This window comes from Candidatus Neomarinimicrobiota bacterium, assembly GCA_041862535.1.
Taxonomy (GTDB): Bacteria; Fidelibacterota; Marinisomatia; order SCGC-AAA003-L08; family TS1B11.
Genome location: JBGVTM010000261.1, coordinates 1 through 21,394, shown reverse-complemented (window position 1 = coordinate 21,394; position 21,394 = coordinate 1). Strand labels below are relative to the sequence as shown.

Below are 21,394 nucleotides of genomic sequence, written 5' to 3'. Positions count from 1 at the left end.
GCCGAACCGGTTCACGTCCAGCCCGGATTCCACCGCCACCTGCACGTAGGCGATGCCGTTAGCGAAGGTGAAAGCCAGCTCCTGGGCGGCCGTAGAGCCCGCCTCCCGCATATGGTAGCCGCTGATGGAAATGGTGTTGAAGAGGGGCATTTCCCGGCCGCACCACGCAAACAGGTCCGTCACCAGGCGCATGGAGGGGCCGGGGGGATAAATGTACGTACCCCGGGCGATGTACTCCTTGAGGATATCGTTCTGCACCGTCCCCCGCAGCTGGGCTGGCTGCACGCCCTGCTTCCCGGCCACCGCCACGTAGAGCGCCAGCAGAATGGCCGCCGTGGCGTTGATGGTCATGGAGGTGGAGACCTGATCAAGCGGGATGCCCTGGAAGAGCACCTCCATATCGGCCAGGGAAGATACGGCGACCCCTACGCGGCCAACCTCACCCTCGGCCAGGGGGTGATCCGAATCGTAGCCGATCTGGGTAGGCAGGTCGAAAGCCACCGACAGACCGGTGACGCCCTGCTTTAGCAGGTAACGATAGCGGCGGTTGCTTTCTTCAGCGGACCCGAAGCCGGCGTACTGGCGTATGGTCCACAGGCGCTGCTGGAACATCTGGGGATAAATGCCGTGGGTGAAGGGGTACTCACCCGGTTGCTCGCCATCCGGGGGACCGTGAAAGGATTTATCACTGCTTGATGTCATACGGGGGAAAAGTTACAAACCGCCAAGCCTGTCCTGAGCTGCTAATTGTCGGGTCGAAGGGCCTGCCCTGAACCTTGCCCCGAGCTGAGTCGAGGGATCAGCCGAAGGGACACCAAGGGCACCAGGAAGTATAGAAATAAATCTCTGCGCCCTCTACGCTGCAAATCTAAGTCCTCAGCGCTGCCTGGGAAAGAACACCCCCACCCGGTGACGATAATCCTCATAGGCCTGGCCATAGCGCAGGAGCAGGTCCCGCTCCTCCGCCCGGCACATGACGATGAATACGGGAAGGTAGACAAAGGACCAGAGCACCAGAAAGGGCGAGTGCAGGGCAAAGGCGAGGGCCCAGAACAGGGGCATTTCTCCGGTGGCCTGGGGATGGCGCATCCGCTGGTAAATACCACCGAACATGGGATGGGCCCGTTTGGGGGCCAGGCTTTCCTCGCCGGCATCGCTAAGTCCCCGGTACATGAGCCAGCCCGCCGGAATACCAACCGCCGCGGCGATAATAACGGAACCCCACCACGGCCAGGGAAAACGCTCCGGCAGACCGATAGGCAGCGGGTAGAAGACATAAAGGACGTAGTTCACCATGATCACAAACTCGAAGCCCCCGGCGATGACCCGGTACCACATACACCGCCTCCAGGCCCGCTCGCCGACCCGCCGCTCCAGCGCCGCGGGACCCACGCTCCGCACGTAGAAATAGAGGAAAAGCTTGGTGGCTATGACCAGTACCAGGGCGTTGATCCAGGCTACCACGATGCCTCTCAGCTTAGCTGCCAGCCTCCCAGGTCATGCACTTGAGAGGGAAAGGAGCTCGATGTGATCCGCCAGCGCCTCGAAGGCCGGGTCCTTGTGTACGAGGGTGGCCTGCCGGCGGAACGCCAGGGAAGCGATCCAGGCCCCCATGGGTGAAATCGGGAAGGCACCGCTGATAACCCCAGCGGAGATGACCTCATCCAGGGTGTTGTCATAACGGACCTCGAAGCCTAGCTGAAGGGTAGCCCTGAGCAGGAAATCGGCGGCCTGCTTGGAATGGTTGCGGAAGGTAGCGGTGTAGAGCTCGTACAGGGTCAGAAATGACAGTGTAAAATGGTTGTCGGGATTGCGGAAGAGGTCATCCAGTATCTCAATCCCCGGCTCGGCGTTGAGGAAAGTGATAATGGCGGAGGTGTCCAGGACGTAGGTCTTAATTTTCCCGCTCCCGGTCCTGGCGGCGCTGTTCTAGCAGGTCGGCCACCGAGGGGCCGATGTGCCGGGCGATGCCCCGCAGCTGCCGGAAGGGATCTTCCGGTATCGGGTACACTACGATCCGCCCCTCCTCAATTTCCCAGTCCAGCACCGTTTTATCGGTGATGTTGAATTCCCGCCGGATTTTGGCCGGAATGGAGGTCTGTCCCCGGGAGGTGACCTTGGTTTTCATTTTACAGTTCCAGGTTTCAGCGATTTGCTTACGCTTTAATGAATAATCTTATTTATTTTTATAATACAAGATATTAATAAAAATTGCAAGAGAAAAAATGTACCACCTGAAAACCGATAAATAATCCAACCGGTTAACGAAGACGGCCGGGTTATTCGCCATATTCGGAATAACATACCCTTTCCGGTCATCCTGAATCCGTCTATCGATGGACGAAGGATCTCAAAATCCGAGTAGGTAGAAATTACTCGCTGCGCTCAGAAGGGTACTGTTCGGATATAGTGACTGTAGCGGGGAAACCTGTCAGACGGGCCGCGTGTAGGGGTGCTTAGGGTAGCCGTGGCTGCAGCCGTAGCAGAACCAGTGATCGCCGTCATCCTGCAGCCGCACCAGGATGGTATCCTTGTCGTAGCACCGCTGGCAGTAGGGGCCTTCCTTCGTATCCTCCTCCACCAGGTAGTAGACGCCCTTCTCGAAGACCAGCCGGCCCTTGACGTGCAGCTCCTCCTCCAGCTTACGCACCTTCTCCTTGAGCGCCACGTTCTCCTCCTGCAGCTCCAGGGCCGCCTCCCGCAGGGCCAGAATCTGCTCCTGGGCCTCGGCAGCCTTGCCCTGCTGGATGAGGTCTACTATGTCTTTATAGCGGGGTAAGGGCATGGGAACACTTTCCTTGAACGAGTTTAAGCCCGCTTACGATTCAGCTGAAGCTTATTCTCTAGTAAAAGCTCCATACTAATACGATTAAGCCCTCTTTCTTTCATCTCCCCGCCGGTGCACCAGCAACGCCCGTCCGTGTTCGAAGATGTCGGCCAGGTCGGCGGCGTGTTCCACCGAGAAACCCGCGTGCACCAGCAGGCGGTGCACGTCGTCGCGGGCGATGTGGACATTGTGGGCGGTGCAGTGCCAGATGAAGTGGTAGAAGCGCTGCCAGTCGCGGTTACTCAGGGCACTCTTATTGGCGCGATCCGCGAACCGGTTGAACACTTGCAGGGCCACCAGGGGAAGGCTGGGTTCGGTGGCGGCCTGGGACTGAATCTGCAGCTTGCGGTTAGTGCGATACTTCCGGTTGTACTGGTGCAGCAGCGGCTTGAAGATGTCGCGGGCGGTGGCGACATACACTTTGTAGGTGGGCGGCTCGGGATTCCAGCGGGCAGCGTGGACTTCCAGGGCCACCCGGTCGGCCTTCCCGGGAGCGGGGATAATCCAGCCCACCAGCTCGCGGTGCTGGCTCACCAGAATGGGTTTGAGTTTGAGCGCGGTGACCTGGCTGGCGTCAACCATGTCACGCTCGGTCTCAACGATGTACTCCCCGATCTGCCGGGCGAGGGTTTCTATCCGGCGGAGGAATTCAACCGGCGTGGTGTCGATTCTAACACTGATGCGCGGAAGGCGGTCTTTCATATACTAGTAATCCTTCCTAAAAGATGGTTTGCGCGTCACATCGCGGGTTTCAAGGTCGAACCATAAATATGACGCGCAATATTGAATGCTCTTGAGTCCGGACACTATTGAAAGCCGCGCTCTTGTTTGATCTGCTGGTAAGCCCCATTGATGGCTTTGAACTTCTCCTCGGCCACTTTCAGGAAATCCTCCCCGAGGTGATTCACCTTGTCCGGGTGGTACTTATTGGCCATACGGCGGTAGGCTTTCTTCACTGTCTCAACATCAGCACCAGGCTCGATTTCCAGGACGCGATAGGCGCTGGTGGTATCCCGGACGAACATGGCCTTGATGGACTCGAAGTCGGCCGGCGAGATGCCCAGATAGCCGCTGATGCGCCTGATAACATCGATCTCTACCGGTTCGATACGACCATCGGCCTGGGCCAATCCGAAGAGGAGGTGGATGAGCTCCAGTCGGGAGGGGTGATCCATGTGGCGGCGGACCTGGCGGCACACCGCCCCCAGGGGGTAGTCCTGCTCGAGGATATCCTTGAACAGGATCATGCGCTCCTGGGCATAGGCCGGGCCGAACTTCCGGACGAAAAAATCCTTCACGAAGTTCAGCTCTGATTTTCGCAGCTGCTTGTCAGCGCGCATGACGGCTGCAAACAGGACCAGCAGGGACACGCCGAAGTCGCCGGGGCGGGTGCGAGGATAGGCCTCCTCTTCGTAACCGGCGAGCCCCGCCTGGGTTTGGTCACGCATAGAACCCAGGGCGAAGCCCAGAATCCCGCCAATGGGGCCCAGCATAGCCCAGCCTAAACCGCCCCAGAGCCATTTCTCCCAACCAGACATCAGATCAATTCAGGTTTAACCATAGGTTTATTCCTCACCCCCTGGCTCTCCTGGTATCTCCGCCACTAAAGGGCTATGTCCAATCCTTATCCTCCTTAATGCGCTGGTAGGCCTCGGTGACAGCCCTGAATTTCTCCTCGGCCAGCTGCTGGAACTCCGGGCCCAGGTGGCCCACTCTATCCGGGTGGTGAGTGTCACACATTCTCTGGTAGGCCTGTTCCACTGCCTTCCGGCTTGCAGCGCGGTCAACCTGCAAGATTTGGTAGAGCGCATCAGTGCCCTCAAGGAACATAGCCTGAATGGACTCAAAATCCCGTTGGGAAATCCCGATGTACCCGCTGATCTCACGAATCACCCGTACTTCTTCCAGGTCTATGTGACCGTCAGCCTGGGCCAATCCGAAGAGGAGATGAACTATCTCCAGGCAGGAAGGGTAGTCCATCAGCGTATGAATCTGGTGACACACCTCTCGAAGGGAATAGTCCTGCTCAAAGATGTTCTGAAGCAGCCCCATCAGATCCTGGGCCTGTTCGGTGCCGAAAGTGGTGACGAAGAAATAATGAACGAAGTCCAGTTCGGGCTGGCTGACCTGCTGGTCAGCGCGAACAACAGGGGGCAGTAACACCATGAGTGACAGTCCGAAATCACCGGCCCGGGTCTGGGGATAGAAGGCTTCTTCATCGAGTTCCTGAGCTCCACCTTGCTCGGTGTCATTACCCATTGCCCGGGCCAAGATACCCCCCAGTGGCCCAAACATCGACCAACCGAGACCATCCCAGAGCCATTTTTGCCATTCAGCCATTAGCTATTACCTCTTACGATCCACACCGAGTTCACCCCTCACCTCAAACACCCGACCAATATGAAACTTATCTCCTTAGGGGAATGGCTACAAGCAATCATGTGTCTTCCCCGCATTTGTCATCTGGAATCCCTCACAGCTTTTTCAATAATTTGGCCTATATCTCGTCCGCCTCACTGCCAAGTGTGGATTTCGCGGCCACAAGTGTCTATCTTTTGGACAATAAAGTGAGTATATCTGGTGGGATGAACGTTCACTATCGCCCGAGGACAGCCAACCGCGTAACCCAGAGGTATTATCTCGGTCACCTGGGGGTGCTACTTATTCTGCTCAGTGCCCTCCACGGCCAGTTCTACTTTGGCCGTAACAAGATCCAGTACGAGCAGTTTGACTGGCAGGTACTCACCACCCCTCACTTCCAGATATTCTATTATCCGGCTGAGGAGACCCTTGCCCGGGCGGCGGCTTTCTGGGCCGAAGAAGCCTTCGACGAACTGGAACAGAAATTCAACCACACCCTCAACCGTCGGGTGCCCCTGGTGCTCTACAGCAATCAGCTCCATTTTCAGCAGACCAATATTACCCCTTACCTGCTTCCGGAAGGGATTGGTGGATTCTTCGAGTTCGTGAAAGGGCGGGTAGTACTGCCCAACAATGGCTCGTTGTACGATTTCAGGCGCGTCATACGCCACGAGTTGGTACACGCATTCATGCATGCTAAGCTTAACGCCCGGGCAAGGCAAGCGGGCGTATGGGACCAGCGGCAGCCGCCGTTATGGTTCACCGAGGGGCTGGCAGAGTGGTGGTCTACCGGCTGGGACTCGGAAGCGGAAATGGTGATCCGTGACGCCTTGCTGGAGGACTATCTTTTGCCATTGGAGAGCATGTCCTTGGCCATGTCAGGCTTTTTAGTCTACAAAGAGGGGCAGTCTTTTATCCGGTATCTGGAAGAGAACTACGGCCAAGACCGCATTCGGCAGGTTATGGAGGAATTTTACCAGCACGAAACCTTCGAGGATGCCCTTGCCGTCGTTAGTGGTGTACCCTATCGGGACATCACTCAAGAGTGGCGATTATCCCTCAAGCGCAGCGCCGCCACCGCCCTCGCCCGGCAGTCGGTGCCCGGCCAGAACGCGCGCTCGTTGACCCGGCTGGGAGCCAACGTGGCTCCGGCCGTCTACCAAGACACCGAGGGAAAGGAACACATCATCTACCTTTCTACCAGGGATGGGTATACCAATATCTACCGCCAGGCGCTGGGAAGCTCCCGGGAGCAGCTCGTACTACGCGGTGAACGGAGCCCGGAGCTGGAGTCCCTGCACTTTCTCCAGAGCGGCCTGAGCGTGTCAAAAGATGGTATTCTGGCCTTTGTGACGAAATCCTATAGCCGGGATGCGATCCGACTGGTGGATCTGGAGTCCCTGGAACAAGTAGGTGAATTCTCGCACCCATCGCTGACCACCATTCGCGATCCCGCCTGGTCACCCGACGGCAGCAAGATTCTCTTCTCTGCCCAGGACCCAAGGGGATGGACAGACCTTTATGTCTGGAGCACTAATCCACCAAAGGTATTACGCCTTACCAACGACGTCTACCTGGACCGGGAGCCATGTTTCAATCCCGACGGCGGTGCCGTTGTCTTCAGCTCCGACCGCAGCCGATCTCAATTGGATGGCGGCAGCAACATTTTACTTCTCGACCTCGCTACTCACCAGCTCCGCATGCTCACTGCCGGTCCTTATAAAGATCAAAGGCCCCGCTGGGCTCCCAGTAGCCCGGGATCAATCCATTTCGTCACCGACCGCACCGGTACTCCCAACGTCTGGCTCCTGAACCTGCCGGTAGACACCCTATCTGACGATCCGGCTGGCGCTCTAACACCGGTTACTAACCTACACACCGGGGCGGTGGACATCCTGCCCCTGCCAGGAGACAGCCTGCTGATCACCACCTTTCAGGGTTACAACTTCCAGCTTCATCTGGCACAGGCAGACTCAAGCCAACCGCAGCAGCCGATTGAACGCGAAAACCTCCTGGCCAGCATAAGCAGCTGGAAGCTGCCACATTACGAGGGAGAAACTGCTACCGAGACCCGCCCTTACCGGCTCAAATACAGTCTGGATATCGCGCAAACAGCTGTGGCCTACGACCCTATCTTCGGTTTCCTGGGCGGCGCCCAGCTGGGAGTCTCCGACCTACTGGGCAACCGGTATTACCACTTCCTGGTAGCCAATACTGCCCAGGCCAGATCGGAGCTATTGAGCCACTTTAATTTCGCCGTCACCACCGCTAATCTGACCAAGCGCGTAAATCATGCCTGGGGCGTCTTCCGGTTCGCAAACGAATACTACGACCCTTATCAGGGCTTCTTTTTTGAGAAGACCCTGGGTCTGAGAGCGGCTATGAACTATCCGCTTAATGTTTTCCGACGGGTGGAGCTGAGCGGCAGTCTGTGGCGCTCACAGAAGTATTTCTACGGCTACAGGGAGGAAGTGGACAATTTGCTCTTATCCAACTACCTGTCATTCGTTCACGATAATTCACTCTGGCATCCGGTCGGACCGATCGACGGTTGGCGCCTGCGGATAACCGCCGGGCTGACTTTCAACCTCGCCAACTCTCAGATCCACAATTATACGGCCCTGTTCGATAACCGGACCTACCTGCGCTTTGCCCGCCACCTGACCTTCGCTCAACGGACCATGCTGTGGTACAACACGGGAACCGATATCCGCCGGTTCTACATCGGAGGTAGTTGGGGAATGCGAGGCTATCGCATCACGGAAGTCTATGGCCAGAAGTCCATCATGCTCAACCAGGAGCTGCGTTTTCCTTTCGCCCGGAGCCTGGTACTTGATGCGGACAAATTTGCCATTGGCGTAGCACCTATCCGGGGCGCCCTGTTTTTCGATGTGGGTAAGGCCTGGGAGGAAACCTGGCACGACGATCGTTGGGGAATCATCGGGAGTTACGGCATTGGCTTGCGAGGCTTATTCATGGGCGGGTTGGTCCTACGGTTGGACATTGGTCGGCGGACCAATTTCCGCTCCAAGGACAGTCCCTTGTTCGCCCAATTTTTCTTCGGCTGGGACTATTGACAGCCAATGGTGACCTACCTTCTTCACCGTCCTACCCGATATGCCGCCTTGCTGCTGGTATACTTGCTGGTAGGCTGCAGCCGGGGCCCCAGGGTTTCGCCCGAGGAGCTGGCGGAACCATACCGATCAGCGCGTCTATTCAGCACGCCGGAACTAGCCTGGCAGAGTAAGCTGCCTACTCCGCCAACTGCGCTGCTGCCCCTGAGCTCCCATGTGCTCCTGGTGACCACCCATCGCGGCGAACTATATCGCTTCAACTTAACAAGCGGCAAACGGGACGGTCCTATCCGGCAACCCTTTCGCAAAGCCATTACGGCCCAGCTGGTTTACGCTGAGGGGCCTTATCTATATATCGCCTCAGCCTGGGAGAAGGAACTGCGGGCGTATGACCTGATCCAGGGAAAGCTACACTGGAAACGCAAAGCCAATGACATCACTGGGCCCCTGGCACTGGCCAAAGGGCTACTGCTGACGGCTAGCGTTACGGGTGAAGTCGCGGCCTACGACACCACTCAAGGCCGCCCTATCTGGCGGCGGCGGATTCCCGGCCGTATCTATCAGGGTGTCCAGATTTCAGATAGCCTGGCACTGGTGCTTAACGATAGCGGGACGCTTTATGCCTTCGTATTGCATCCACCACGAGATCAGGCCAATCTGCCAGAAGAAGACTATCCTCCCGTGTGGCATCAGAAGCTCCCTGTAAGCCCCAGCGCGGTGGTGGCCACGGGGGCCGGTCGGCTGATTATTGCGGACACCTATGGGCGCCTATTTGGTATTGATCCTACCAGTGGTGAAACGATCTTTCAGGTTCAGTTGAAGGCCCCCATTTATAGCCAGCCACTGGTAACCAGCACGCTGGTAGTTGTGGCCACTGCAGCCGGAGAGGTCTTCGCCTTCCAGGGAAGCGACGGCTCCCAGGTCTGGCGATTCCAAGGGGAAGGGTTGATCAAGTGCCCGCTGCTGACCGCCGCCGATCAGGAATCCGGGGTGGTTCTGGTACCCTTTGCCCGCGGCCAGATCCTGGCCCTGGACCTGGCTACCGGGAAAGAGCTCTGGCGGTATGACATGGAAAGGCCCATCGAGATTATAAGCTTGACCACCAACGGGATCGTCATTGCTGACCGGAGGAATGAGCTCTCTTACCTGCGGGCAGTTGATTCCACTACCCACATGCCAAAATGATTCCCTTTTTGGGTCTGTTGTTGCTACTTACCACCTCTGCACCTCTGGCAGGACAGAACTCAAGTGCAGCGCCTGGCGATAGCCCGGCCTTTGAAGATCCGCCTGATAGTGTTCGTGCCATTTCCACACCTGCCGCTCTAGCGACCTTTCCCCTATGGACACAGCCGGATACCTTCAATTTCGGAACCGGCCCCGACAGCCTAGTTCTCAACCTGCCGGATTTGAAACCGGCCGTCGATCCACTGCTGAGAGGCCAGCGTTTACTTGGGCTGGGTATGGTAGCCGTTTTCAGCGCGCTCGCATACTACTACCACCAACAAGCCGAAGCCACCTACCACACTTATAGCATTTCAGGCGATCCCACCGAGTTGGACCACCTTTACCAACAGACTGCCCGCCTGGATCGCATGGCGGGGTGGTGCTATCTGGGTGCCGAAACGGGCCTCATACTGGTGGCCTTCTCATATATCCTCAGCCCATGAAGTTCGCGCTCCTATCACTGGCCGTTTTATTGGTAGTGGCTTGCTCCAACCGGGAGCGAACCAACCCCCTGGATCCCGATAATCCCGTTACCCACGGAGCGCCCACCGGTTTCCGGGCCGTGGCTAACCGCGATACCGCCAGACTTTCCTGGGACCCACTGGAGGTGAGCAATCTGGATAAATATTATATCTATCGGTGTGTCGGCAAGGACTCACTTACGCTCTATAGCGTGGTCGCATCCAATACTACCAGCTTCAGGGATCTGAAACTGACCTACGACATCAGCTACGCTTATGCGCTGCAGGCCGTGACCACAGCAGGAGAGAGCCGCCGCACGCCACCCGATACCGTGATACCTGGTCCAGTCAACTTCTGGATTGCCGACTTCTACGGATCCAGTGTCTGGCGGATCAGCTATGACGGAAACCATGTGCTGGATTATGAATATTTCACCTCACCCGAAGCGGTGGCTTTCCAGCCAGCGGAGAACAGAGTATGGGTTGCCGACTACTACGACAGAGCACTTTACCACCTGAATGTCGATTTCTCCGGAATACAAAGGGTGGATCTCACCGGACCACCAGTTGAGATGGCCCCAAACACTCCCGAGGGAACTATCTACGTTCTGCAAAGACTGCCAGATGTGATCCATTACCTTAATACGCATGGAACCATCTTGAGCACACTGGAGGTGCCCAGTCCGGTGAGTATCAATGGCAGCTTGGCCGTTGACGCGGCCAGGGACTATCTCTGGTTCAGCAATCCCACATCGACTGACCGGGGCGTCATTTACCGTTGGGGCCCGCTCACGTCGGGCGGCAGGTGGGAGTTCATGGCCCGCCTGGCATACCCCCGACAGATTGTGGCCGAACCCCGGGAAGGTGGCTGCTGGGTTGCCACCGACTCCGGGGTGGTACGGATTGAGCCCACCGGGAACCGACACACGTACCTCGCCCAGCTGCAGATATGGGATATCAGCCTCAATCCGTCTACTGGGGACTGCTACTACGTTGGGCGCAGCCACCAAGCTGACAGCTGGCAGACCGGCCGCCTCTATGGATCACCGGACCCACAGCAGGAGATCATTCTCGGCGATGCCTTTCCATTCCTAGTAAACATCCAGGTCCTCCCTGGTGAAGGTCGCGTCGGATTTCTGGTATACCAGGCATCGACGGGCCGCATCCTGCGCTTTGATCCGGAGGCCAACCTGATAGGCTGGAGGAAGGGATTCGATACTTCATTAGAACTGACCCTGGAGTAACTCAGCCTAATCATATCCAGACCAGCATTTCTCTTAACAATCGCAGCAGCCGGCTATGCCTAAATTATACTCTTTATGACCGCTACCTGGATCGCATTCCTTCTCTATGTCGTTGTGGCCATAGGTCTGGGCTTGCGGTCACAGCGGCGCAGCATCACCAGCACCGATTTCTGGACTGCCGGCCGTCAGCTGGACGGCATTTCGGTAGGACTGTCCATATCCGCCGGTTTCATGTCGGTGTCCTGGTCCTGCGTTTACGCTGTGCAGCTTTTCTATTGGTACGGGCTGGGAGCACTCTGGCTGATTACCATTCCGTGGTTGCTTGCCCTGGTTGGTATCTATATCCTGGCCCGGCGGTACCATCACTTGTCCGCCTTCAGTCAGCCGGAGATGGTAGGACAGCGGTTTGGACCCCAGGCCCGCCGGACCGTCGCCCTGGCCCTGGCCTTCGTTTTCCTCGTATGGGGCGGTGCGGAGATTTACGTCGCCGCCACCCTTCTGGCGCCAGGGATGGGTATCTCGGCTAAGCTAATGATTCTCATCATCAGCCTGGTAGTGGGGATCTACGCCACTATGGGGGGCTTCCGGGCGGTAGTGGCCACCGACAAGCTCCAGTACGCCATCGTGGCCCTGTATATCCTGGCCATGGGTTGGCTGGCCACCAGGGGTCTGGGGCTCATTGAAGGCGGGTGGCCAGCCCCGAGCACTACCGGCACCAAGTCCGATCTGGGCTGGGCTCACCTGCTATCACCGAGCGTGGTTACCATCATCGTAACCTTTGCCGCCTACCTGCCGGGATGGCTGTTCGAGACTGACCTGTGGATCCGGGTACAGGCCGCCCGGGACGACCGTAATGCTCGGCGAGGAGTAGCCCTGGCCGGAGTGAACGCCTTCCTGTTTGTAGGCCTTCTGCCCCTGTTCATCGGTGTGACGGCACTGGCACTTTTTCCCCTGGAGAATGGGCACTACCCAGCAGCGGTGGGTTATGAAGGGGATGCTATTTTCGTGGCCCTGGTTGCCAACTTCGCTCCCGGCTGGCTGGCAGTGCTGGTTTCAGTAGGACTGGTGGCAGCTGCCATGAGCACCGTAGACACCTGTGCCAACGTCATGGCCCTGAGTGTGGCCTACGATATGCTGGAGGTTCACCGACGGCGCGGCGGTTGGCGGTGGTCCCGGCTGGCTACAGCAGGGGCGGTGACGGCGGCGTACATTTTTGCCCTCAATACCGAATCGCTGTGGGACATATTCTATCTATCATCTGGTGTTCTGACAACGGCGGTGGCCTTCCCGGTGGCAGCGGTCTTCCTGCGCCGGGTAAACCCCAAGGGTGTGCGGTGGTCATCAATGTCAGGGCTGGTGGGTATCATCCTGACCTATTTCCTGGAGGCGCACGGTCCCCTGGCAGGCTGGGAGCCTGACTGGCTGGCCGCGTCCGGGCTGGGCTTTATCATCTGGGGCATCCTGGCGGCGGCAGCAGGGTATGGACTGGGGCACCTGATAAAATAAAGGTCCTCGGGCCAAAGGTTGGCTAATGCGTTAACTGTTGGTGGAAAGAGTCATTACTTGATATAAAGCGGGGTACTCAGATGTAATTTTAAATCCCTTGGATACCTCCCGCACGAAAGACCTCCTCGCCGACTTCGTCCTTTTCCTGGCAGCTTTAATCTGGGGAACCACCTTCGCCCTGGTCAAGGCTTCGCTCAGCTACACCACCCCTTTCATGTTCATGACCATGCGATTCACACTGGCCCTGATCATCATGACCGCCGTGGTATCACCGCACATCAAGGCCCTCAGCCGCCGCGAATTGACAGGGGGCATTCTCACCGGGGGATCGATTTTTCTCGGATTCACGTTTCAAACCTGGGGACTGGTCTACACCACTGCCAGTAAATCAGCCTTCATTACCGGGCTGAACGTGGTGCTGGTCCCCTTTCTGCTGTGGGGCCTGATTCACCAGCGAATCCGGGCTAAGCGGTGGATCGCGGCAGGGCTGGCCACGGTGGGACTGTACCTTCTCACCAATCCCCAGAGCGGTGCCGGTATCAACCGGGGCGACCTCCTCACCCTGGCCTGTGCGGTTGCCTTCGCCGTGCAGATTATCCTCCTGGGCATTTACGCCCCCACCATTCATACTCTGCGCTATTTCTGGGTGCAGCTCATCACGGTGACGCTCCTATCGGCACTGGCAACCCTAGCAGTGGCCGGCTGGGAGGTGACGCCCAGCGGGACGCTCTGGCTGGGGCTCGGGATTACCGGTGTGCTGGGGACGGCGGGGGCGTTTTTAGGGATGACCTGGGCTCAGCGGCGGACTACCCCTACCCGGACCGCCCTGATTCTCACCAGCGAACCGGTCTTTGGAGCTCTCTTCGCCGTGACCATCGCCGGGGAATTCCTCAGTCTTATCGCCTGGATAGGGAGCGCACTCATCGTAGCGGTAATCATCTGGTCAGAACTAGGGAATCAGAATCCTCAGGCAGCTAGGGCCTAAGATGAGCGACGAAGCGCTCCAGGAAAGCTGTCACTTCCTCAGGAGTCGCACCTTTCGCTTCATGAACAGCCACATCCAGAAAGAGGGACTCCTTGGCGCTATGCCAGGGTCCCGGCTCCGGCTCCAGGTGGAAGACGGCCAGGGGCAAGCGGGTGATCTCTACGGTTTCCCTCAGAAGGTGGCCCGTTTGAGCCCAGCGCCCCGGAATCAGCAGGAGGCCCTCCACATTATTGCGCTGCCGCTGGATAATCTTGCTGGCGTCGGATTCGGACTGGGTTTGAAAGAATTTCAACTCCACATCCAGCTTTCCAGCCCGGCGGCGCAGGACCCGGTTGAGTTTGTCCAAGGTCAAGCGGGTACCAGTGTGTGCCGATACCAGGCCCAGTAAGTTGAGATTAGGGCCATACAGGACCAAAATACGCATCATCATAAATAAGCTGCGAGTTGGAGTATTAGCGGCTTTTCGCTCCAGCTTCCCAGGTCCCCAGGTCTGCCGGGGAGTTCATCAGTGAGTCCTGATACATGCGGATGATCTCCCGATGACAGCGGAAGGCCACTGGCGGCAGTTGTTCCAGTGTGAAGAAGCGAGCCTCCAGGGCATCATCGCCGGGGGTGATCTGGCCGGTGAAATCCTCGGTTGCGAAGGCCAGCACCAACAGGTCGCCGGCGATACCTCCCGGATAGGGACATATTCCCATGAAGGAGAGGTCTCGCGCCGTGAGACCGGTCTCTTCGGTCAGTTCCCTTCGGGCTGCATCGGCAGCACTCTCCCGAACTTCCATAAATCCTCCCGGCAGGCACCATTCACCCATAGCAGGCGGAACAGCCCGTTTCACTAATAAAATCCTTCCATTCCGCCCAATCACAATGGTCACCGCTGGCCGCGGATTTTCGTAGTGCACGGTTCCGCAGCTAGGGCAAACGCGCCGCTTGCGGCCCCCCAGCTCATGAGTTTCATTCCGCGCCCCGCAATTGGAACAGTACTCCAGGTACCCCATATTTCAAATTAGACCTGATTGCTATGTTTTCAAACTTGCTTTTTGATAAACCATAGCCCTAAAATGATTTAGTGTGAATACTAGATATTTTCCGACCACAAGTTCCAGTAATCATAACTCAGCTAAAGCCGCGTTTTGACTGCAAAGCCCATTCTGGCTGTGGGCTCAATCGCCCTGGACACGATTGAAACTCCCTCAGGTCAACGGAGGGAGATATTGGGTGGCTCTGCAACCTTTTTTGCAGCCGCCGCCTCCCTATTTGCTCCTGTCCGCCTGGTGGGCGTGGTTGGTTCAGACTACCCTGAGGAGGGATGGCAGCTGTTTCGGGATCTGGGAGTTGATGTAAGCAATGTTCAGCAAGCCGATGGCAGCACTTTCCGATGGGGAGCGCGGTACTCCCCACAAATGACCAGCCGGGAAACCCTCTATACCCATCTAGGTGTATTTGAGGATTTCCAGCCCATCCTTTCCGAAAAGAACCGCCAGACGGAGATTGTATATCTGGGCAACATCCAGCCTAGCCTGCAGTTAGCCATCTGCGCCGATACACCCGCTGCCCGGCATATTATCAGCGATACCATGAATCTGTGGATTGACACCCACCGGGCGGAGTTAGAACTGGTCCTCCGGAAAACCGACATCTTTCTGATCAACGATGAGGAGGCGAGGCAGCTGACCGGACTAGACAATCTGGACGCGTGCGCTCACTGGCTGCTGGATGCGGGGCCCTCAGCAGTGGTTATCAAGCAGGGTCACCGGGGCGCCCTGTTAGCGACAAAGGGCCAGCGCAAGCACATCCCCATCTACCCTCACACCAGGGTAGTGGACCCTACTGGTGCGGGCGATAGCTTCGCCGGGGGATTCATCAGCTATATCGCCAGGGACGGTGAATCTCATCTGGAGGATGCCGTGGTCCGGGGAGCAGCGACGGCTTCCTTTACGGTGGAGGGATTCGGGCTGGAGGGACTCTTGCGGGCCACATCCAGAGGCATCGAATTCAGGATGGCGGCAATCCGGGAACTCATGGACTAATGCTCTCCACTCCAAAAAGACTGGCTTTATACTTAACTTCGTTAGTGACGAAACCAACAATGCAAGACACAAAAAGGTAGAACCGTGAAAAGGCAATTAGTAGTCATTATCCTCGCGGGTCTGGTCCTCATTATCGATCAGAGCTGTGAGAGCCAGGAATTCGTCTCCGCCAAGATGTATATTCAACAGCAAGATCTGGAAAGAGCGGAGGAGTTCTTCTTGAAGGCTCTCGAACTGGATAGCGAGAAAAACAACGCCAAAATTCCCTATCTCCTGGCAAAGGACGTTTACGCTGAGCAGCGCCGGTATGAGGATATGAACCAGATGCTGGAGGAGGCCCTGCAGCGAAATCCCTCCCAGCGGATGGGCCAATATACCATTAAGGAGCTGGTCCAGAACCTTCGGCAGGTGCAATGGTCCATGGAATACAAGCGGGGGGCTGACCTGTATAATGCCACGATCAATGCCACCGGCGGCGAGCCGCCCAATGAGGAACAGCGGCAGCAATTTTTGCAGGCCAAAACGCATTTTGAAACCGCTATCCTCATCTGGCCGGAAGAGGGGGCCGTTTTCACTAATCTGGTCTATTGTTACCGGCAATTGGGCGACGTCGAGGGAGAGCAGGCCGCCCTTAACGACGCTCTCGAAAAGGATCCCGAAAATGGAGTGGTATTGCTGCTGGCAGGTGAGCGTGCCTGGAATGATGGCGACTACGAGCAGGCTGTCAGTTACTATGAACGGGCTCACGAGGCCCTCCCAGACAACATCGACGTGATGCAGCGGCTGACAGCAGTTTATTTAGAGACTGATAATTCTCAAGCAGCTCTCGAGATCCTCGAGGAAGCTCAGCGACAGGCACCGAAAGACCCTGACGTTTACTATAACTTAGGTGCGGTTTATGCTAACATCGGCAATGAAGCATTGGAAAAAGGTCAAGAACTATATCGGGAAGCCGTAAGCATCGAAGAAATCCCTATCGAGAAACTGGAAGTGGCTGTGGAGAATTTCAAACAGGCCCAGAAGGCCTATTCCGAATCCCTCTATTTCATGGACAACACGCTGGCGATTAATCCTGATGATCCTTTTGCGGCCCAGGCCATCAAGGAGATTCAGAGCACGAAAAAGATACTTGACACGCTGCAGCGATCGGCTGAGGAGATTATCAGAAAGAGCCAATAAGTAAGGTAAGCTCAATCGGGTAGTGCCAAGCCTTGAACGATCTGAACAGCCCAGGTGGCAGCTGAACCTTCGAGGGTCTTCCAGCGGCTCACCAAGCAGTTATTAGAATACACTTACTAGCATCCTGGCCCAGAAAGGCTGGAAGGAAGCGTCGAGGCTTTCAAATTTCAGATCTGGCCGCTGATCACACTTCGGCCGGCAAGTTTTTTCTGAAAAATGAGAATCTGACCCAGCCGGGTTATCGAAATGGACAGGCGGCTCCTGAGGTAGCTGCATTCTGTCGAGGGGGCATTTGATCGGGGATGATCATGATATGTCATTCGGTCAACCATAACCCACGATTAAGTAGTTAAATTATCAATTCATAATAAACTAATGGGGGACATGTGCCTGCAATAACCTCTGTTCGCGGCCGCGAGGTTCTAGATTCCCGCGGCAATCCCACTGTCGAGGTCGAAGTCCGCCTGAATGACGGCTCTTTGGGAAGGGCTATCGTCCCTTCTGGGGCCTCCACCGGTAAGCACGAAGCAGTCGAGCTGCGGGATAGCGATCCCAGCCGCTATCTGGGAAGGGGAGTCCGTCGAGCCGTGGCCAATGTAAATGGGGAATTGGCTGAAGCAGTCATTGATTGCGAGGCTTTAGATCAAGCCGGGCTGGATGAGACCATGATCAAAGTGGATGGAACCCCCAATAAGGGTCGCCTTGGCGCCAATGCCATCCTCGGCGTCTCCCTGGCCGTGGCCCACGCAGCCGCCAATTCCTCCGGCCAACCACTTTACGCCTATCTAGCCGGGAAGCGGGAAAAGTACACCCTGCCTATCCCCATGATGAATATCCTGAACGGCGGTCAGCACGCTGATAACAACTTGGATATACAGGAGTTTATGATATTACCGATTGGTGCCAGCTCCTTTGCCGAGGCCCTGCAGATGGGGGTGGAAACCTTCCATCAGTTGAAGACTGTTCTCAAGGGCAAAGGACTGACCACCGCGGTGGGCGATGAGGGAGGGTTTGCCCCCGATCTTAAATCCAACGAGGAAGCTATCGAGGTAATTTTAGAGGCTATTCAGCGCACCGGATATCATCCTGGGAAGCAGCTGTTCCTGGCGTTGGACGCTGCCGCCAGTTCGTTCTATGACAAGGCAAGCCAACGATACCATCTGGCCTCTGAAAACAAGATGCTTGATGCCCAAGAGCTAATTGACTTTTACGAAGTATTAGCCCATTCCTATCCCATCATATCCCTCGAGGATGGTCTGGCTGAAGACGACTGGAGCAACTGGCAGCTGCTTCAGAGCCGAATGGGAAGCTCGGTGCAGATAGTGGGAGATGATCTCACCGTCACCAACCAGCAACGCCTTCAGCGGGCCATTGACCTGAAGGCTATCAACGCCATTCTCATCAAGCTCAACCAGATTGGTACAGTCACTGAGACCTTGCGCACTATTGCCCAGGCCCAGGAAGCGCACTTCGGCGTGATTGTTTCCCACCGCTCTGGAGAGACCGAAGACATTTCCATCGCCGATCTGGCCGTGGCTACTGGAGTTGGGCAGATTAAGACCGGTTCAGCCAGCCGCACCGACCGCATCGCCAAATACAACCAGCTGCTCCGCATAGAGGAAACCTTAGCTGGCGAGGCGCGCTTCGCCGGCAAAGAAGTATTTCCCATGTTCGGCAGTAGAGAATCCAGCGGATGACCCCCCGCACTCTCCGCAGAGGAACAGTGCGCAGGCGGAAAGACCGCGCTCACCATCCCAAGCGCTGGATAAGCGTGATTGTGATAATGGTGATCTTCCTATACATCCTTTTGAATCGGCATGGACTGTTCCGCCTATATCAGCTACGTGCTGAGCAGGAACGCCTGGAGGTGGAAATTGCGCTGCTCCAAGAGCGGGCCACCCAGTTGCGCCAAGAGATGAGCAGCCTGCAGAACGATCTTGTTTACATTGAACGCCTGGCGCGGGAAAAGTATCGTATGGTCAAGCGGGGCGAGAAGGTGTTCCGGGTAATGCAGAACAGCCGGCCACCCATTCGAAATGAAGGAGCAGAAGACCCACGATAAAACTGCCAAGGCTTCCCATGGTAAGCTGGACGCCCGCCCCGGCCTCTACCGGAAGCCATCTGCTCATCCAACAATCATTTACCTTTGCTGGATCTTAACCAGCATCCTCTCGGGTGCTTTTGAGGGCACCGACTTGTTTCGAACTATCGCGGGCGAGGTGGACGGCATCTTTCCACCAGTCATGAATAGTCCCGCTTCCCTACCCGACCATCCAATCTGGCTTACCTTAGGCCGAGGACAGCCGCTGGGACAACCTTGGGCTGCTTACAGCAGCATTTCTGTAGGGGGGCAGTTAAAAACCTGGCGGGCCGCCACCGGTATATGGAGCTCAGGGGATAAGCTTTACCGTGAGACCAGCCTTACCACTGCTCTGGCCAAACAGATACCTCACTATCTAAGGGTGGGTTTCAGTCTGGCCTATCATAAGGTTACCATCGATCGCTTCGATCCCATTAAGGGCGTACTTCTCATGGGAGCAGCTTTGAGCGCCCCTCTTTCCGAGGATATGGAGGCGGCTGTTTGGTACGGTGGTCAGGTCATGGGACGGAAGCAGGCATATGAAAGCCTTTCCCGACAACTGTTCCAGCTGGCAGTGACTTCGCGTATTGGAGATCATTACACCTGGGCCCTGGCGGTCGAAAAAACCCCGGGCTATGCCCTGAGGCAGGTGATGGAAGTCTCCTTCATCACCTGGCGGGAATTGACGCTCCAGCTTGGATACCGCACCGAACCGGGTATCCCCTATGGGAGCGCCCATGTACCCATTGGACGGCTGCTACTATCGGTGAGGCTGAACTACCATCCCATTTTCGGGCCATCAACCGCCTTTGGGGTTGCATTTAAATAAGATACTTTCCTGGTTCCTAGTGGCGGTCCTGTACGCCCAACCAGCTCAACATCTGAACAGCGATATTCTCAATTTGCAGCTGCTTTCCGATGCGGATTTCGTCGCCTTGGAGTCACTACTCGATAATCCGCTCAGCCTGAATAACACCGTGTCGGCAGATTTCTGGTTTTTGGAGGACTCACTGGCGGGAGTAGTATTGGCAGCGAGGCAATCGGGACCTTTTACCAGCTGGGAAGATGTAGCCCGACGGACGCACCTGCCTGGAGCCAGCATTCAATCGCTGCGGCAATTTTTCTATCTTCCTCCGGATCGGGGTGTTGCGGCCCAAATGTCAGCCCGTATTGCGACCGCAGGCACCGATGAGCGAATTCGCACCCGTTTGAACCTTAATGGAGGCCAGTGGTCGGCTCAATGGGCGGTGCAGCGCGACCCCGGTGAGTATCGATTAGCCGACTTGTCCGATCTGAGTGTTACTATTCAAAAAGGGCGTACCCAATTGGCTCTCGGGGCCCACAGACTCATCTGGGGGCTGGGCCTTGTACTGGCCGAAGAATTCGCTGCTCCCAGGGGTGAAACCCTGCTTCGGCCCACCACTCGTCTCATCCAGCTGCGGCCAGGTTACAGCAATACGAACACCGGTGTGCTGCGGGGGGCCAGTATCCACGCCCAACGGGGCCGGTTCCAATTCGTGGCCGGAACCAGTATTCAGCGCGTGGATATCACCGCCGAACCGGATGGTACACCACGGGTAGTGGACTATCGTACCCATACCAGACTCGGGGCTACCACTGCTGAAAATGTCACCTATCTAGCGGGCACTACCTCCCTGGTGGGCTGGAAATTGGGCGGACTGGCCTCCTGGTATAGTCTCCAGAGCACTGCAGAGACGTCAGGCTCACAGCGCCAGGACTTTTCCCTGGTAGCGATGCGTTCGTTCCATAGTCCGTTGGGAGAGTTGCATGCCAGCCACGAAGAAGCCATTCAGCTATATCCTTACAAGGAGCCCTGGCAACCCACTGGAAGAGCCAGTCAGACCCGTTTGACTTTTATTGGGTCCAGGAGTCCTAAGAATGAGCAGTTGCGGCTAGCCCTGCTACAGCGCCGATATCCACCCGAGTGGGTTCCTTTGCGTGGGCGACTGGTGGGGGAGGCGGTGAGTCGCGGCAACGAGTCGGGATGGTTCATCGGCTGGCGCTGGAATCAAAGGTACGTGAAGCTCAGTGGCTACCTGGACAGCTATTGCCAGGTCAAATCCCAATCCGCCGACACCTGGCCGTATGAGGGTTGGCAATCGGGACTGGGCATCAAAATCATGAAGCGGCCTATTGAAGCCTCACTGTACTATCGTACCCAGGAGGAAGTTGCCAGCACCAGCACACTAAATAATGCTGGTCTGGAGATCATACAACAGCGGGTGGCCATCTTGCACTATGCTAAGTTCGGCCTGAATTACACAAGGTCATCTAATTTCAGCGCCCGCATTATAGCAGCGCTAAAAGCTTCCGAGGTCGGTTATAAGCCGGGTCAGGGCGAAACTTTCGGGGTAAGTCTGCGTTACCGTTTTCGATCAGATGTTACTTTCACCCTTGGCGCT

22 protein-coding genes are annotated in these 21,394 nt (G+C 56.7%); 12 read left to right on the top strand and 10 right to left on the bottom strand.

The genetic code is table 11. From position 1 onward, the window contains the following. The 8 genes from ACETWG_09700 to ACETWG_09665 all read right to left on the bottom strand — a co-directional run. A partial coding sequence (locus ACETWG_09700; protein MFB0516859.1) for a methylmalonyl-CoA mutase family protein occupies window positions 1-702 on the bottom strand: 702 nt, incomplete at its 3' end. A 174-nt stretch (window positions 703-876) separates the two neighbouring features. Beyond that, complete coding sequence (locus ACETWG_09695; GenBank protein MFB0516858.1) at window positions 877-1,464, bottom strand: isoprenylcysteine carboxylmethyltransferase family protein; 588 nt, start codon at window positions 1,462-1,464, stop codon at window positions 877-879. A 33-nt stretch (window positions 1,465-1,497) separates the two neighbouring features. Beyond that, window positions 1,498-1,830 (bottom strand): hypothetical protein, encoded by a 333-nt coding sequence (locus tag ACETWG_09690; GenBank protein ID MFB0516857.1) that lies wholly within the window; start codon window positions 1,828-1,830, stop codon window positions 1,498-1,500. 64 nt (window positions 1,831-1,894) lie between these two features. Continuing rightward, window positions 1,895-2,128: an AbrB/MazE/SpoVT family DNA-binding domain-containing protein gene (locus ACETWG_09685; protein MFB0516856.1), complete on the bottom strand. Its 234-nt coding sequence runs from the start codon at window positions 2,126-2,128 to the stop codon at window positions 1,895-1,897. Between the two features lie 303 nt (window positions 2,129-2,431). Beyond that, a complete protein-coding gene (locus tag ACETWG_09680) occupies window positions 2,432-2,785 on the bottom strand; it encodes a hypothetical protein (GenBank protein ID MFB0516855.1) in 354 nt (117 codons plus the stop codon). Between the two features lie 84 nt (window positions 2,786-2,869). Beyond that, window positions 2,870-3,529: a hypothetical protein gene (locus tag ACETWG_09675; GenBank protein MFB0516854.1), complete on the bottom strand. Its 660-nt coding sequence runs from the start codon at window positions 3,527-3,529 to the stop codon at window positions 2,870-2,872. Between the two features lie 104 nt (window positions 3,530-3,633). Next, window positions 3,634-4,365, bottom strand: a complete 732-nt coding sequence (locus tag ACETWG_09670) for a TerB family tellurite resistance protein (GenBank protein MFB0516853.1) — start codon at window positions 4,363-4,365, stop codon at window positions 3,634-3,636. Between the two features lie 73 nt (window positions 4,366-4,438). After that, window positions 4,439-5,167 (bottom strand): TerB family tellurite resistance protein, encoded by a 729-nt coding sequence (locus ACETWG_09665; protein MFB0516852.1) that lies wholly within the window; start codon window positions 5,165-5,167, stop codon window positions 4,439-4,441. A gap of 227 nt (window positions 5,168-5,394) precedes the next feature. Here ACETWG_09665 and ACETWG_09660 point away from each other — a divergent pair, with 227 nt between their 5' ends. The 6 genes from ACETWG_09660 to ACETWG_09635 all read left to right on the top strand — a co-directional run bounded on the left by ACETWG_09660 (window position 5,395) and on the right by ACETWG_09635 (window position 13,682). Beyond that, complete coding sequence (locus ACETWG_09660) at window positions 5,395-8,265, top strand: BamA/TamA family outer membrane protein (protein ID MFB0516851.1); 2,871 nt, start codon at window positions 5,395-5,397, stop codon at window positions 8,263-8,265. Between the two features lie 6 nt (window positions 8,266-8,271). Beyond that, window positions 8,272-9,447 (top strand): PQQ-binding-like beta-propeller repeat protein, encoded by a 1,176-nt coding sequence (locus ACETWG_09655; GenBank protein MFB0516850.1) that lies wholly within the window; start codon window positions 8,272-8,274, stop codon window positions 9,445-9,447. Then, window positions 9,444-9,929 carry a hypothetical protein gene (locus ACETWG_09650; protein ID MFB0516849.1) on the top strand — a complete coding sequence of 162 codons (486 nt, stop codon included), beginning with the start codon at window positions 9,444-9,446 and terminating at the stop codon, window positions 9,927-9,929. Before ACETWG_09655 ends, ACETWG_09650 begins: the two co-directional genes overlap by 4 nt. Then, a complete protein-coding gene (locus ACETWG_09645) occupies window positions 9,926-11,191 on the top strand; it encodes a hypothetical protein (protein ID MFB0516848.1) in 1,266 nt (421 codons plus the stop codon). The genes ACETWG_09650 and ACETWG_09645 overlap by 4 nt, the downstream gene beginning before the upstream one ends. A 75-nt stretch (window positions 11,192-11,266) precedes the next feature. Then, window positions 11,267-12,697, top strand: coding sequence for a sodium:solute symporter (locus tag ACETWG_09640; protein MFB0516847.1), 1,431 nt, complete (start codon window positions 11,267-11,269; stop codon window positions 12,695-12,697). Window positions 12,698-12,794: 97 nt separating this feature from the next. Continuing rightward, entirely contained in the window at window positions 12,795-13,682 is an 888-nt protein-coding gene (locus ACETWG_09635) for a DMT family transporter (protein ID MFB0516846.1), read from the top strand. On the opposite strand, the gene ACETWG_09630 is transcribed toward ACETWG_09635, so the two are convergent. Then, window positions 13,672-14,112: a type II 3-dehydroquinate dehydratase gene (locus tag ACETWG_09630; GenBank protein MFB0516845.1), complete on the bottom strand. Its 441-nt coding sequence runs from the start codon at window positions 14,110-14,112 to the stop codon at window positions 13,672-13,674. The two genes, ACETWG_09635 and ACETWG_09630, sit on opposite strands and share 11 nt — an antisense overlap. 22 nt (window positions 14,113-14,134) lie before the next feature. Continuing rightward, window positions 14,135-14,680: an NUDIX domain-containing protein gene (locus ACETWG_09625; GenBank protein MFB0516844.1), complete on the bottom strand. Its 546-nt coding sequence runs from the start codon at window positions 14,678-14,680 to the stop codon at window positions 14,135-14,137. A 135-nt stretch (window positions 14,681-14,815) separates the two neighbouring features. Between ACETWG_09625 and ACETWG_09620 the strand changes: the two genes are divergently transcribed. The 6 genes from ACETWG_09620 to ACETWG_09595 form a co-directional block, all read left to right on the top strand. Continuing rightward, window positions 14,816-15,712, top strand: coding sequence for a PfkB family carbohydrate kinase (locus tag ACETWG_09620; GenBank protein ID MFB0516843.1), 897 nt, complete (start codon window positions 14,816-14,818; stop codon window positions 15,710-15,712). An 84-nt stretch (window positions 15,713-15,796) separates the two neighbouring features. Further along, window positions 15,797-16,891 (top strand): tetratricopeptide repeat protein, encoded by a 1,095-nt coding sequence (locus ACETWG_09615; protein MFB0516842.1) that lies wholly within the window; start codon window positions 15,797-15,799, stop codon window positions 16,889-16,891. A gap of 386 nt (window positions 16,892-17,277) precedes the next feature. Continuing rightward, complete coding sequence (eno, locus tag ACETWG_09610) at window positions 17,278-18,588, top strand: phosphopyruvate hydratase (protein MFB0516841.1); 1,311 nt, start codon at window positions 17,278-17,280, stop codon at window positions 18,586-18,588. A gap of 26 nt (window positions 18,589-18,614) precedes the next feature. Beyond that, window positions 18,615-18,953, top strand: a complete 339-nt coding sequence (locus ACETWG_09605) for a septum formation initiator family protein (protein MFB0516840.1) — start codon at window positions 18,615-18,617, stop codon at window positions 18,951-18,953. Continuing rightward, the gene (locus ACETWG_09600) at window positions 18,928-19,800 is read left to right on the top strand and encodes a hypothetical protein (protein ID MFB0516839.1); all 873 of its coding nucleotides are present in this window, start codon (window positions 18,928-18,930) and stop codon (window positions 19,798-19,800) included. Before ACETWG_09605 ends, ACETWG_09600 begins: the two co-directional genes overlap by 26 nt. A 19-nt stretch (window positions 19,801-19,819) precedes the next feature. Next, window positions 19,820-21,394 (top strand): hypothetical protein (locus tag ACETWG_09595; GenBank protein MFB0516838.1); only part of this gene is annotated, 1,575 nt, incomplete at its 3' end.

Coding starts and splice junctions, on each gene's coding strand:
- ACETWG_09675 (MFB0516854.1), bottom strand. CDS start 3,529: ATGAAAGACCGCCTTCCGCGCATCAGTGTTAGAATCGACACCACGCCG.
- ACETWG_09645 (MFB0516848.1), top strand. CDS start 9,926: ATGAAGTTCGCGCTCCTATCACTGGCCGTTTTATTGGTAGTGGCTTGC.
- ACETWG_09655 (MFB0516850.1), top strand. CDS start 8,272: ATGGTGACCTACCTTCTTCACCGTCCTACCCGATATGCCGCCTTGCTG.
- ACETWG_09600 (MFB0516839.1), top strand. CDS start 18,928: ATGAAGGAGCAGAAGACCCACGATAAAACTGCCAAGGCTTCCCATGGT.
- ACETWG_09685 (MFB0516856.1), bottom strand. CDS start 2,128: ATGAAAACCAAGGTCACCTCCCGGGGACAGACCTCCATTCCGGCCAAA.
- ACETWG_09625 (MFB0516844.1), bottom strand. CDS start 14,680: ATGGGGTACCTGGAGTACTGTTCCAATTGCGGGGCGCGGAATGAAACT.
- ACETWG_09630 (MFB0516845.1), bottom strand. CDS start 14,112: ATGATGATGCGTATTTTGGTCCTGTATGGCCCTAATCTCAACTTACTG.
- ACETWG_09650 (MFB0516849.1), top strand. CDS start 9,444: ATGATTCCCTTTTTGGGTCTGTTGTTGCTACTTACCACCTCTGCACCT.
- ACETWG_09670 (MFB0516853.1), bottom strand. CDS start 4,365: ATGTCTGGTTGGGAGAAATGGCTCTGGGGCGGTTTAGGCTGGGCTATG.
- ACETWG_09680 (MFB0516855.1), bottom strand. CDS start 2,785: ATGCCCTTACCCCGCTATAAAGACATAGTAGACCTCATCCAGCAGGGC.
- ACETWG_09640 (MFB0516847.1), top strand. CDS start 11,267: ATGACCGCTACCTGGATCGCATTCCTTCTCTATGTCGTTGTGGCCATA.
- ACETWG_09665 (MFB0516852.1), bottom strand. CDS start 5,167: ATGGCTGAATGGCAAAAATGGCTCTGGGATGGTCTCGGTTGGTCGATG.